Origin of the sequence: Microbacterium sp. BE35, assembly GCF_031457705.1 — a bacterium.
GTDB lineage: Bacteria > Actinomycetota > Actinomycetes > Actinomycetales > Microbacteriaceae > Microbacterium > Microbacterium trichothecenolyticum.
Window position 1 is genome coordinate 410,688 of sequence record NZ_JAVDXD010000001.1, and the last position, 13,243, is coordinate 423,930.

The 13,243-nt window shown below is 72.6% G+C and carries 7 protein-coding genes; 4 read left to right on the plus strand and 3 right to left on the minus strand.

Features of this window, described 5'->3' with window-relative positions; genetic code table 11:
* Window position 1 precedes the first annotated feature (1 nt).
* The 3 genes from J2Y46_RS01805 to J2Y46_RS01815 are packed head-to-tail and all read left to right on the plus strand — an operon-like array spanning window position 2 to window position 3,001.
* On the plus strand, window positions 2–1,273 hold the full coding sequence (locus J2Y46_RS01805; RefSeq protein ID WP_045299764.1) for a RuBisCO large subunit C-terminal-like domain-containing protein: 1,272 nt from the start codon (window positions 2–4) through the stop codon (window positions 1,271–1,273).
* Window positions 1,266–2,531 carry a four-carbon acid sugar kinase family protein gene (locus J2Y46_RS01810; RefSeq protein ID WP_045299762.1) on the plus strand — a complete coding sequence of 422 codons (1,266 nt, stop codon included), beginning with the start codon at window positions 1,266–1,268 and terminating at the stop codon, window positions 2,529–2,531. The genes J2Y46_RS01805 and J2Y46_RS01810 overlap by 8 nt, the downstream gene beginning before the upstream one ends.
* Window positions 2,532–2,548: 17 nt before the next feature.
* Window positions 2,549–3,001 carry an NUDIX domain-containing protein gene (locus J2Y46_RS01815; RefSeq protein ID WP_310239833.1) on the plus strand — a complete coding sequence of 151 codons (453 nt, stop codon included), beginning with the start codon at window positions 2,549–2,551 and terminating at the stop codon, window positions 2,999–3,001.
* 108 nt (window positions 3,002–3,109) lie between these two features.
* Here the strand turns inward: J2Y46_RS01815 and J2Y46_RS01820 are convergent, their stop codons facing one another.
* Window positions 3,110–6,202, minus strand: coding sequence for a glycoside hydrolase family 2 TIM barrel-domain containing protein (locus J2Y46_RS01820; protein WP_310239835.1), 3,093 nt, complete (start codon window positions 6,200–6,202; stop codon window positions 3,110–3,112).
* Window positions 6,203–6,264: 62 nt separating this feature from the next.
* Between J2Y46_RS01820 and J2Y46_RS01825 the strand changes: the two genes are divergently transcribed.
* Window positions 6,265–9,111 carry an FAD-binding and (Fe-S)-binding domain-containing protein gene (locus J2Y46_RS01825; RefSeq protein ID WP_310239836.1) on the plus strand — a complete coding sequence of 949 codons (2,847 nt, stop codon included), beginning with the start codon at window positions 6,265–6,267 and terminating at the stop codon, window positions 9,109–9,111.
* Window positions 9,112–9,242: 131 nt separating this feature from the next.
* Here the strand turns inward: J2Y46_RS01825 and J2Y46_RS01830 are convergent, their stop codons facing one another.
* Window positions 9,243–10,250, minus strand: a complete 1,008-nt coding sequence (locus J2Y46_RS01830) for a LacI family DNA-binding transcriptional regulator (protein ID WP_310239837.1) — start codon at window positions 10,248–10,250, stop codon at window positions 9,243–9,245.
* 126 nt (window positions 10,251–10,376) lie between these two features.
* Window positions 10,377–13,202: a family 78 glycoside hydrolase catalytic domain gene (locus J2Y46_RS01835; protein ID WP_310239839.1), complete on the minus strand. Its 2,826-nt coding sequence runs from the start codon at window positions 13,200–13,202 to the stop codon at window positions 10,377–10,379.
* Window positions 13,203–13,243: the final 41 nt, after the last annotated feature.

The following is a 13,243-nucleotide window of genomic DNA, read 5'->3' on the forward strand; positions in this document are numbered from 1 at the left end:
CATGTCCTCGTCATCCTTCACGTCCCAGCACGTCGTCGCGACGTACATCATCGAGACCTCGCTGCCGCTTCGGCGGGCCGCCGAGGTGCTCGCCGGCGAGCAATCCACCGGGACGTTCGTCCGCGTCGAGCGTGAGTCCGACGACCTGCGCGCGCGCTTCGCCGCCCAGGTCGAGTCCATCGACGAGGTGCCCCTCACCGGCGCCTCGCCCCTGCCGGGAGCAGTCGGCGACCCCGCACTGCGGCGGCGCGCGCGACTGCGCCTGCGGTTCCCGCTCGACAACTTCGGCCCGTCGCTTCCGAACCTGCTCGCCGCCGTCGCGGGCAACCTGTTCGAGATCAAGGAGCTGGCGGCGATCCGCCTGGTCGACCTCGAGCTGCCGCCGGCGTTCGCCGAGCGCTACCCCGGTCCCGCGTTCGGCGTCGAGGGCACGCGCGGGCTGGTGGGCCGCCCCGAGGGCGCGCTCATCGGCACGATCGTCAAGCCCAGCATCGGCCTGTCCCCGGACGACCTCGCCGAGGTCGTCGGTCAGCTCGCCGAGTCGGGCATCGACTTCATCAAGGACGACGAGCTGCAGGGCAACGGGCCGAGCGCGCCGCTGGCGGCCAGGGTCGCGGCGGTCATGCCGGTGCTCGAGCGCTACGCCGACCGCACCGGCCGAAAGCCGATGTACGCGTTCAACATCACGGACGACATCGGGCGGCTGGAGGCCAACCACGACCTCGTCGTGGCCGCCGGCGGCACGTGCGTGATGGCGTGCATCAACCTGATCGGCCTGCCTGGCCTCGAGTTCCTCCGCAGCCACAGCAGCGTGCCGATCCACGGACACCGCGCGATGTTCGGCTCGTTCGGGCGCTCCGAGCAGGTGGGGATAGGGTTCCGAGCGTGGCAGAAGCTCGCGCGCCTCGCCGGCGCCGACCACCTGCACACGAACGGCATCAGCAACAAGTTCTACGAGACGGACGAACAGGTGCTCGACTCCATCGCCGCGGTGCGTGAGCCGCTGCTGGGGCTCACGCCCACACTCCCCGTGCTGTCGTCGGGCCAGTGGGGCGGGCTCGCGCACGCCACCTACGCCGCGGTCGGCACGACCGACCTCCTCGTGCTCGCCGGCGGCGGCATCCACGGTCATCCCGACGGCGCGGCCGCCGGCGTCGCGAGCATGCGCGACGCGTGGGCGTCGGCCGCTCGCGGCGAGAGCATCGACGACGCATACGAGAGCTCTTCCGCCCTCCGCCGGGCCGCCGAGCTCTTCGGTCCGGTCCGTGCCTAGAGCCGTCCGCGGCGCCGCCCTGTTCTACGGCGACGACTTCACCGGCAGCGTCGACGCGCTGCTGCAGTTCGCGCGGCGCGGCTGGACGGGACGGCTCTTCACGGGACTCCCGGATGCTGCCGCCCTGCGCCGCGCGGCGGACGAAGTGGACGTGGTCGGCGTGGCCGGAATCTCGCGTTCGCTCGCGCCCGACGAGATGGACGCCGAGCTGGGGCCGGTGCTCGCCGCGTTCGCCGAGCTCGAGCCGGCGATCGTGCAGTACAAGGCGTGCTCCACGGCGGACTCCGCGCCGCAGGTGGGCAGTCTCGGCCGCGTCGTCGAGCTCGGGCGCGAGACGTTCGGCGAGCGCCCCGTGCCGATGCTGTTCGCCCAGCCCGACTTCGGGCGGTACACGCTGTTCGGCCAGCACTTCGCCGCCGAGCGGGGCACGGTGTACCGGCTCGACCGGCAGCCGACGATGTCGCACCACCCCTCGACGCCGATGACCGAGGCCGACCTCGCGGTCCACATCGGCCGCCAGACGGACCTGCCCGTCGGCTCGATCCCCCTTGTGGCCTTCGACGATCTCGAAGCGCTGCTGCGCAGCGCCGCCGAGGCGGCGATGGTGCTCGACGCCCTCACCGACGAACATCTCGTGGCCGTCGGCGAGGCTGTCGCGGCGCTGCCCGCACCGGTGTTCGCCATCGGCTCGGGCGGTCTGTCCCACGGCATCGCTGCAGCGAACCCGCGTGGCGGCCCAGCCGTACCGGCATCGACCCCCTCGGCGGGGCCGGTGCTCGTCGTGTCGGGCAGCCGTTCGGCGCAGACGCGCCGGCAGGCGGATGCCGCGGCCGCCGCGGGCTGGCTGGTTCAGCCGCTGCCGCTCGACGGGCCCGGGCGGGAGGCCGTCGAGCCCGACGTGATCGCCGCGCTGCGCGCCGGACGCGGCGTCGTGCTCACGTCGGACGACGCCGACGCGACCTCGACCGGCGCCCGCCCCGTGCTCGAGGCGATCGCCGAGGCGGCGGCATCCGTCATCTCCGCCGTCGCCCGCGACGAAGCGGCGCGCCGCGTGATCGTGTGCGGCGGTGACACATCCAGTCGCGTCACGCGCCTGCTCGGCGTGGAGTCGCTCTCGATCGCCGCGAACCCGTGGGGCAATGTCGTGCTGCTGCGGGCGCACGCCGCGGACCCCGCCATCGACGGGCTCGAGCTGCTGCTCAAAGGCGGGCAGGTGGGCGCCGACGCCCTGTTCATCGACGTCGCCGCGCTCGCCTGACGGTAGGTTGGGTCGCCGTGACCCGCTTCTCCGTCGTCCCGTCGTCGTACGTCTATCTCCGCCGAGGCAGGGCGGTGCTGCTGCAGCTGCGGCAGAACACCGGCTACATGGACGGATGCTGGGCCGCCGGCGCCGCGGGCCACGTCGAGCGCGGCGAGACCGCCGCCGACGCTGCGATCCGCGAGGTGCGCGAGGAGCTCGGGCTGTCGCTCGCGCCCGCCTCGCTGACGCCGGTCGCTGTCATGCAGCGCACCGACGGCACCGACGACCCGATCGAGCAGCGCGTCGACTGGTTCTTCGTGTGCGACGAGTGGGAGGGCGAGCCCGAGATCCTCGAGCCCCGCAAGTGCGCAGAGCTCGCCTGGTTCGATCTCGACGCCCTCCCCGACCGCTTACCTGCCTACGAGCGCGAGGCGCTGGGCGCACTCCGCGCCGGCGCGGGCGCGACCCTGCTCGCACACGGGTTCTGACGCGACGCGCGAGAATCGGAGATCCCGAGAGTTTCGGATGCGGGGGCCCGGATCCGTCCGATTCTCGCCAGGTCCCCGCGGTTCGCGCGGTGTGCGCCGGCGGAGGATTCAGCGAGCCTCGAGGCGCACGCTCCACGATGTACACTCGCGCGGGATGCGGTACTGCTCCGGAAGAGCAGGGCCGACGGATGCTGAGCCCACACCCTGCTGCGCGTGATCGATGTTGAGCCACACCCGACCCGAATCGACGAGGTCGTGCAGCTTGACGGCACGATCGAGGTCGTGCGACGTCCACCGGCGGGCGGTGAAGTCGAACTCAGGACGACCCTCGACCCGCAGGGTCGGGATGCCGGGAGCCGCGACCTCGAGCCACCGCGTCTGCACGTGGTTGCCGTTCTCCTGCGGCACCGGGTACGGCACCTGGAGGTCGTCGATCGACCGGCTGTACCGCCCGATGCGCGAGGCCTCGAACGAGTCGACGTACGTCTCGCCCGGGCCCCGACCGAACCACGTCACGCGCTCGGCGGCACCGGGAAGGCCGAACAGCAGGCCGAGACGCGGGACGAGGATGTCGCGGTGCATGTACGGGGTGTCGGTCCACGGCCCGACGAAGTCGGCGTCGACATCGAGCACGACGCCGTCGCCGTCGGGGGTCCATGTCATCGTCCAGGCGACGCCGTGCGGATGCGTGCGCGGCGCCGTGCGCCCGCTCGCCCGGAGCCGTCCGTCGACCACGTCGATCTCGTCGACGCGGTGCAGCAGCCGGTGCAGCATCGTCTTGCGCCACACGCCCGCGATGTTGTTGATCTCGCCCTGGCCGTGGTCGTTCTCGGTGGGCGCGCGGTACAGGTCGAGCACCGGGCCGTCGAGGTCGAGGTCGCCGAGCCGCACCAGGCGGCCCGTCGTCGCATCGAACGTGGCCGATCCGAGCCGGATCCCGCCGGCGGTTCGCGAGACATCCCGGGGCTGCGGGGAAACCACAGCACGCACGGTGTCTCGATCGGTCTGCGGTCTCCCGGCCTCGGCGTCTGCGTCCGCGGCCGCGGGCGCGGGCGCCCCCTGCCCCCACGCGACGACGTGGCCGGCCGGAGCCCAGAGCTCGTCTGCGGCGAGCGCCGCCCCGACCGTGAGCACGGTGTCGCGGGTGACCGACGCGAGCGCGGTGGCGGCAGCATCCGGAATCGGGACCGCCACGGAATCCCCCGGCGCGAGCACGGGAACGGACAGCAGTCCGCTCGCGGCGACCTCGCCGTCAGCCTCGACGGACCACGGGAATGTCAGGTCGGCCGTGTCGGCGCTGTGGCGGTCGTTCACGATGCGCACCGCGTCGTCGCTCACCGTGATCCCGATGGTCTCATGCGCCTTCGCGAGCTCGACGAGGCCCGGGGTCGGCGTGCGGTCGCTGAACACCAGCCCGTGCAGGCTGAACCGGCCGCCGCGTGGCTCGTCGTCGACGTCGTCGCCGTGCATGACGAACGGCGCGCCGTCGTCGGTCACGGCGTTGAAGCCGTGGTCGATCCACTCCCACACGAACGCGCCGCAGAGGCGGTCGTGGGCGCGGATGATGCGCCAGTAATCCTGCAGCGACCCCGGGCCGTTGCCCTGCGCGTGCGCGTACTCGACGAGGAGGAACGGCAGGCCGCGCCGGCGCTCCTCGTCGGCTTCGGTCACACCCTCCGGCAGCGGCGCGACCCCGCCCGATTCGTCGAACACCATGCCGTGCATGCTCAGCCGCCCGCCTCGGGGCTCCGCGTGACGGCCGATCTCGTCGAGCAGCTCGAGCGACGGATACATGAGCGAGTAGAAGTCCGAGTCGCGGTAGCTCGGATCGCGCTCGTAGAGAACGGCGCGCGACGGGTCGCGTTCGTCGAGCCAGCGGCGCATCTCTGCGAAGCCGTCACCGGTCATGCTCTCGTTGGCGAGCGACCAGACGACGATGCTCGGGTGGTTCTTGTGCGGCTCGACCGTGCGGACGAGGCGGTCCATGACCGCGTCGCGCCACTCCGGCAGCGCCGGCGGGTTGTGCGCCCACCCCTCGTAGATGAATCCGTGCGTCTCGAGGTCGACCTCGACGATCACCCACAGCCCGTACTCGTCGCACAGGCGAAGGAACTCCGGATGCGGCGGGTAGTGGCTGGTGCGCACGGCGTCGATGTTGGCGCGCTTCATGAGCACGATGTCCTGGGTCATGGTGTCGCGGTCGAGCGTGCGCCCGGTGTCGGGGTGATGCTCGTGGCGATTGACGCCGCGGAACGTGACGGGCCGCCCGTTCACCGTGAACACGCCGTCGACGATCTCCACGTGCCGGAACCCGACGGCGAGCTCGACCGTCTCGCCGCTCGCGCGCAGTGCGCCGCGATACAGACGCGGCCGCTCCGCGCTCCACGGCTCGACGGCGACCGTCACGGTCTGGCCCGCGGGGACACGGATGCCGAGCTCGGGGATCTCGACGACCGCCTCGGTGGAGGCGTCCACCCGCAGCGTGCCCAGGCCCGTCACGGCGTCGTAGTCGGCGTGGACGAAGTGGTCGTCGATCGCCCCCGCGGGACGCGCGAGCAGCTCGACGTCGCGGAAGATCCCGGGGAGCCACCACATGTCCTGGTCCTCGAGGTACGTCCCCGCCGACCAGCGGTGCACGCGCACGCACAGCACGTTGCGGCCGGCGCGCACCGGCGCCTCGAACTCGAACGGCAGCCGGCTGCCCGTGGACCAGCCGAGCTCCTCGCCGTTCAGCCACACCTTCGCGCACGAGTCGACGCCGCCGAAACGCAGCACCGCCTCCCCGAAGCCGGCCTCCACATCGAAGACCAGCCGATAGTCGCCTGTGGGGTTCTCGGTCGGCATGCGCGGCGGATCGAGCGGGATCGGATAGGCCGTGTTCGTGTAGAGCGGCCCCTCCCCGGTGCCGAGCATGCGGCGCGCGGGGCCGCCGGAGAGCGGCGTGAACTCCTCGAGCACCCAGTGCGACGGCACCGGCATCGCGTCCCAGGCGGCGTCGTCGAAGTCTGCGGCCAGAAAGGCCTCGCCCGTCCCGGCCGCCGTGGGCGAGAGCCGGAAGCGCCACGACCCGTTGAGGCTCTGCACCCGGGCGTCGCCGACGGCGTGGGCTCGCGGCATCCGTCGCCCTGCTCCCGGTGAGGTGCTCTCCCAGTACGGGCCGGTGGAGAAGACAGCCGGCGATCCGCTAGTCTGCATGTCCATAGGAGCTTGCATATCCATTCTCTCTTGAATGCGATTGCAGTCTAGCTCAGCGAGGAGTTCCCATGGCAAGAAGCGCCGCCGCCGCGACCCTGCCGCCCGCCGCTGTTGCGGAGGGGGTCACGCACGTCGTGGCCGAGGCATCCCGCCTCAAGACCCGCGCCATCGACCGCGTCGCGTACGCGAGCGACGCCTCCCACTTCCTGCTCACGCCCGAGGCGGTGCTCGTCGCCGCCGACGCGGCCGAGGTCGGCCGTGTGATGCGCGAAGCCGGCCGCAGCGGGTCGCGGCTGACGTTCCGTTCAGGAGGCACGAGCCTCTCGGGCCAGGCCAGCACCGACGGACTCCTCGTGGACGTGCGGCAGCGATTCCGCCGCATCGACGTGCTCGACGGCGGCCGCCGCGTGCGCGTGCAGCCGGGCGCGACGGTGCGGCAGGTCAACGCCCGGCTCGCCCGGCACGGTTTCCGGCTCGGCCCCGACCCGGCGAGCGAGCTCGCCTGCACGATCGGCGGCGTCGTCAACAACAACTCCAGCGGCATGGCCTGCGGCATCACCGAGAACACATACGAGACGCTCGACTCGCTCGTGTTCGTGCTGCCGTCGGGCACGGTCGTCGACTCGGGCGCGCCCGACGCCGACGCGGCGCTGCGGGCCGCCGAGCCCGATCTGGTCGACGGCCTGGCGCGGCTTCGCGAACGGGTGGTGTCGAACCCGCGGTCGGTCGAGATCATCCGCCGGCAGTTCGCGATGAAGAACACGATGGGGTACGCGGTCAACGCGTTCCTGGACTTCGACACCCCGGCGCAGCTGCTCGCACACCTCGTGGTCGGCAGCGAGGGGACACTGGCGTTCGTCGCGGAGGCGACCTACCGAACAGTGCCGATCCTGCCGCGCATGGCGACGGCGCTGACCGTCTTCCCCGATCTCGCGGCCGCGACACGCGCCCTCCCCGCACTCGTCGCGACGGGTGCGGCGACGCTCGAGCTCATGGATGCGACGTCGCTGCGGGTCGGGCAGTCGCTCGCCGGAGCTCCGCGCGAGATCACGGGGCTCACGGTGCGCGACCAGGCCGCGCTCCTCGTCGAGTTCCACGCGCACGACGACGACGAGCTCTCGGAGCTCGTCGCGCGGGGCGCGCAGGCCCTCGCCACGCAGCCGCTCGAGGCGGCAGCATCCTTCTCGTCCGATGCGGTGGCGCGCGCCGCCGCATGGAAGCTGCGCAAGGGCCTCTACGCGTCGGTCGCCGGCGCCCGCCCGAGCGGCACGACGGCGCTGCTCGAAGACGTCGTCGTGCCCGTCGACCGCCTCGCGCCGACGTGCGCGACCCTGCAGGCGCTGTTCGAGCGGTACGCCTACGACGACAGCGTGATCTTCGGGCACGCCAAGGACGGCAACATCCACTTCATGCTGACGGACCGCTTCGAGTCGGCCGATCAGCTCGCCCGCTACCGTGCGTTCACCGAGGACATGGTCGAGCTCGTGCTCGACGCCGGCGGCAACCTCAAGGCGGAGCACGGCACCGGCCGCGTCATGGCGCCGTACGTGCGGCGGCAGTACGGCGACGAGCTCTACGACGTCATGCGCGAACTCAAACGGCTGTGCGACCCGGCCGGCATCCTCAATCCGGGCGTCATCATCGACGACGACCCCGAGGCGCATCTGCGCAACATCAAGCTCGCGGACCCGATCGAGCCGGAGGCCGACCGCTGCGTCGAATGCGGCTACTGCGAGCCGGTGTGCCCGAGCCGCGACCTCACCCTCACGCCGCGCCAGCGGATCGTCACGCGCCGCGCGATCGCCCGGGCCGAGGCGTCCGGCGATCACGCACTCGTGCGCGAGCTGGAACGCGACTACGACTACGCGGGCGTGGACACGTGCGCCGTCGACGGCATGTGCCAGACCGCGTGCCCTGTCCTGATCAACACGGGCACCCTCGTGAAGCGCCTGCGCCGCGAGGAGGCCGGCCCGGTGGCGAACGCCGCGTGGAAGGGCGCCGCGCACGCGTGGTCAGGGGCGACCCGGGTCGCGAGCCTCGGCCTCACGGTGGCCGACCGCCTCCCGGCGCCCGTCGTCACCCTCGCCACCGACGTCGGCCGCGCCGTGCTCGGTGCCGACACGGTGCCGCGCTACTCGGACGATCTCCCCCGAGGCGGACACGCGCGCTCGCGCCTCGGGACGACCGTCGGCACCGGTGACGAAGCACCTGTCGCCGTCTTCCTTCCCGCCTGCGTGAACGCGATGTTCGGGCCCGCCGGCGACGGCGTCGGGGTGACCGAGGCGTTCCGCCGGCTCGCCGAACGTGCGGGCGTCCGGCTCGCGGTGCCCGACGGCGTCGACGCGCTGTGCTGCAGCACCCCCTGGACCTCGAAGGGACATGCGGGCGGGCGCGAGGTCATGGCCCGCCGGGTGGCCGCATCGATCTCGGACGCGACGCGCGGCGGCGAGCTCACGATCGTGACGGATGCCTCGAGCTGCACCGAGGGGTTCCTCCACCTGCTCGCCGATGCCGGCGTCGACGCCCGTGTCGAAGACGCCGTCGCCTTCGCCGAACGCGTGCTGCTTCCGCGCCTGGACGAGGTGGCGCCGCTCGTCGGCTCTCTGGCGCTGCACCCCACGTGCTCGTCGACCCAGCTCGGTCTGGACCCCGCCCTGCGCCGCGTCGCCGAAGCCGTCGCCACGGAGGTGATCGTGCCGGACGCGTGGTCGTGCTGCGGCTTCGCCGGGGACCGCGGGATGCTGCATCCCGAGCTCACCGCGTCCGCCACGGCTGCCGAGGCCGCCGAGGTCCGGGCCCTGGGCGCCGACGCGCACGCATCGTGCAACCGCACGTGCGAGCTGGGCATGACGCGCGCGACGGGAGCCGACTACCGCCACGTGCTCGAGCTGCTCGAGGAGGCGACCCGGCCCTAACCGGTCCGGCCGAGAGGCCGACCCGCCCCGCTCCGGGAGGGGAGGGGGAAGAAGAGGGAGGAGGGGAGTGCGGGGGCGCTGGCACGCGCCGGGAAGAGTGCAGCGGGAACGAGGGGGGACTTCGGGGCCGGTCAGCCGGCCGTGGACTCCCGCACGACGAGCTCGGGCTGGAAGCGCACGGTGCGCGGATGGTCGCCGCCGGGCTCTTCGAGCTCCTTGAGGAGCAGGTCGACGGCGGTGTACCCGATGAGGTGGGCCGGCTGGCGGATCGAGCTCAGCGGCACGACGGTCGCCGACGCGAAGTCGATGTCGTCGTAGCCGATCAGCGCGATGTCACGCGGCACCTGCACGTCGGCCATCAGCGTGAACGCCTGCAGCGCCCCGACGGCGAGCAGGTCGTTCGCGGCGAACACGGCATCCGGCCGGTCGGCCGCGGCGCGTCCGCGGAGGAGCTCCCCGGCCTCGCGCCCCTGCAGCACCGACAGCGCCGACATCTCGACGACCTCCAGGGTCGCTCCGTCCACCTCGGCGACGGCGCGACGCGCGCCCTCGAGCCGGTCCGCCACCTGGCGGATCGTGCGAGGACCGCCGATGAACGCGATGCGCCGGCGCCCCGTCGACAGCAGGTGCGAGACCGCGAGGTAGCCGCCCTCGACGTCGTCGACCGACACCGATCCGAACGCCTGCTCGGAGTCCTCGTGGTCGACGAGCACCACCGGGACCCCGCCGGCGTGCAGCCGGGCGAGACCGGCGAGGTCGCCGTCGACGGGCGTGACGAGCACGCCGTTCACCCGCTGCTCGCGGAAGAGATCGAGGTAGGCGTCCTCGCGGTCGGAGCGCTCGTCGCTGTTGCCGAGCAGCACGCTCATCCCCGCCTCGGCGGCGCGGTCCTCCGCACCTCGGGCGACCTCGGCGAAGAACGGGTTGCCGGCGTCCAGCACGATCAGCGCGATGCTGCGGCTGCGACCGGCTCTGAGCTGCCGGGCGGCGTCGTTGCGGACGAACCCCAGCTCCTCGATCGCCTGCGTCACACGCTCGACGGTCGCGGGCGACACCTTCTCGGGTCGATTGAGCACGTTCGAGACCGTGCCGACGGAAACGGATGCCGCAGCCGCGACATCGCGCACGCTCACCACCATGACGCCCCCAGGAGTTCCTTCCGCTGTCCGTGAGTGTAGGGCACTGCCGGGGAAGCGGTCGCCCGCTCCCCCGGGTGCGCGCCGGCGCCCGGGGGTCTGGGGCGAGGCCCCAGCAGGCGCGGCCGCTCAGGCATCCGCAGTCGCCCCCTCGCGCTCTGCCGAGAGTTCGGCCAGGCGCGCGGCGATCTCCTGCTGCGTCTCCGGGCCGGCGTGCATGAACAGCGCCTCCCCGAGTTCGCGGGCATCCGACCACTTCGTGTGGGTGCGGAAGCCGTGCGCGGCCTCGGGGCTCGACGCCTCGAGCACCTGGCCGATGGCCTCGTAGGCCTCGAGGTCGTCGATGACGGCGGCGAGGGTCGAGTCCAGACCGACCCGCGAGGCGGCGGCCGCCGGCGCGGTGTCGGCGACCTCCCACCCGTGGGCTCCCGAGCCGACCTCGAGCTCACGCCCGTCGGGCAGCACGACGACGGCGGTCGTGTTCGGCGGCACGGTCGCCTCGACGCGGACGACGCCGTCCTGGCGCGACCACCCTGCACGCGCGGTGCCGTACGGCGTCAGGTGCTCGGCCCACGCGTGGTCGAATTCGGCGAGCGGGCGCGGCTGGATGCGGATCCGCTCGTATCCCGGCGCATCGGGCGCGAGGCCCGCGACGACGCGATGCAGCCAGTCGCCGACGGCGCCGAGGGCGTAGTGGTTGAACGACGTCATCTCGCCCGGGTTGATCGATCCGTCGGGGAGCATCGAGTCCCACCGCTCCCAGATGGTGGTCGCGCCCATCGTCACCGGGTAGAGCCACGACGGGTTCTCGGTCTGCACAAGCAGGCGCCGCGCGGTCTCGAGGTTGCCGGTGCGGGTGAGGGCGTCCTGGATGATGGGCGTGCCGACGAAGCCGGTGCTGATGCGGTAGCCCGACAGTCGCGTGAGCTCGGCCAGCCGTGCGCCGAGCACCTCCTGCTGGTCGGCGGGGACGATGTCGAAGACGATCGCCATCGCGTACGCGGTCTGCGCGTCCGACATCATGCGCCCGGCGGGCGTCACGTACTCCGCCAGGAACGCGGCGCGCACCTCCTCCGCGATCTGCGCGTACTCCCGGGCCTCGTCGTCCTTTCCGAGGAGCGCGGCGGCGCGGGCCACGGCGTCGGCCGACCGGAAGAGGTACGCCGACGCCACGATGTCGGCATCCGTCTTCGCATTCGCGGGCAGGTGCGGCGGCGCGTCCGGGTCGAGCCAGTCGCCGAACTGGAACATCCCCTCCCACAGCCGGCGGGGGCCGGCCAGACGGATGAGCACGTCCGCCCAGCCCTTCATGCTCGGGTACTGGCGCTCGACGGTGGCGACGTCGGCGTAGCGCTCGTGGAGCACCCACGGCACGATCGTGGCGGCATCGCCCCACGCTGCGGCGGGACGGGCGACCCCGAGCGCGTTCGGCACGACGAACGGCACCACGCCGTCGACCTGCTCGAGCGCGAGGTCCCGCAGCCACGAGTCGAGGAAGCCGCGCACGTCATAGAGGAACGAGGCCGTCGGCGCGAACACCTGGATGTCACCCGTCCACCCCAGGCGCTCGTCGCGCTGCGGGCAGTCGGTCGGGAGGTACAGGAAGTTGCCGCGCAGGCCCCAGAGGATGTTCTCGTGCAGCTGGTTGACGAGGGGATGGGATGCCTCGAACCAGCCCGTGCGCTCCATGTCGCTGTGGATGACGACCGCGGTGACGGCGGAGGGGTCGAACTCGCCCGGCCATCCGTCGACCTCGGCGTAGCGGAAGCCGTGGAAGGTGAACTCCGGCTCCCATTCCTCTGCACCGCCGCCCGCGAGCGTGTAGTGGTCGGTCGCGGCGGCGGCGCGCAGCGGCCGCGTGCCGAGCTCGCCGTGCTCGAGCACTTCCGCGTGCCGCAGCGTGATCACGGCGCCCGCAGGACCCGACACCCGGATCCGGAGGCGGCCGACCAGGTTCTGGCCGAAGTCGAGGACCGTCTTGCCGCTCGGGGTGGTGATGACCTCGCGCACCGCGAGGTCTTCGATCCGACGCACGAACGGCGACACCCGGGCCTCGGGCGTGCGCAGAGCCTCGAGCTCGGCGACGGGCGCCCAACCGCCGGCGGCGTAGCCCGCTTGAGCGAAGCCACGACCTTCTCGGTCGACGAGGGCGAGACGGGCGTCGTAGTCCTCGCCCGCGTACAGCCCGCTAGCCGTGATCGGTCCGCTGGACGCCTGCCACGAGGCATCCGTGACGATCCATCGTCGCGACCCGTCGGCGTACTCGATGAGCAGCTGACCCGCGAAGCGGGGCTGGTCGGCGTAGAGGGGACGCGCGTTCTCACGGAAACCGAAGCTCTCCGTCGCCCACGCGCCGGCCAGGCGCACGCCGATGGCGTTGCGGCCCTCCGCGAGCAGACGCGTCACGTCGGTGGTCTCGTGGATGGTGCGGTGCGCGTACGGGGTCCAGCCCGGCTTCATCACCTGGTCGTCGACGTCGACGCCGTCGATCGCCACCTGGTACACGCCGAGCGCCGTCGCGTAGAGCGTGGCGCGCGCGACCGGACCCGTCACGTCGAACTCGGTGCGCAGGTACGCGGGCTGCGCGTTCTCGGCGGGCTCGGCGAGGCCGATCGTCACGGCCTGCCACTCCCCCTCCGCCAGGAACCCGGCGACGATGCGCCGGGGCTCGCTCCAGTCGCCCGCGGCGCCGTCGACGCCGGTGACCCGCACGCGCAGCGAGACCTCCTCGCGCGCGGCGAGCGGCGGGAACGGCCACGCGATCCGCGTGGAGGCACGGCCGTCGACGCGGTGCGACGACACCTCGCCGGCACGCGTGACCTCGACCTCGGCGCCCGACTGCAGCCAGCCGGGGGTGTCGGTCTCCGTGCGCCAGCCGATCTCGGGGGTCGGCGAGGCGACGACGTCGCTGCGGTACGGCGCGTCGATGACGATGTGGGGAACGGGGCCGCTCATGGCACTCCTTGCGGGTCTGGTGTGTGGGGGCTTCGGTGGTC

Coding starts and splice junctions, on each gene's coding strand:
- J2Y46_RS01805 (WP_045299764.1), top strand. CDS start 2: ATGTCCTCGTCATCCTTCACGTCCCAGCACGTCGTCGCGACGTACATC.
- J2Y46_RS01820 (WP_310239835.1), bottom strand. CDS start 6,202: ATGGACATGCAGACTAGCGGATCGCCGGCTGTCTTCTCCACCGGCCCG.
- J2Y46_RS01825 (WP_310239836.1), top strand. CDS start 6,265: ATGGCAAGAAGCGCCGCCGCCGCGACCCTGCCGCCCGCCGCTGTTGCG.
- J2Y46_RS01830 (WP_310239837.1), bottom strand. CDS start 10,250: ATGGTGGTGAGCGTGCGCGATGTCGCGGCTGCGGCATCCGTTTCCGTC.
- J2Y46_RS01835 (WP_310239839.1), bottom strand. CDS start 13,202: ATGAGCGGCCCCGTTCCCCACATCGTCATCGACGCGCCGTACCGCAGC.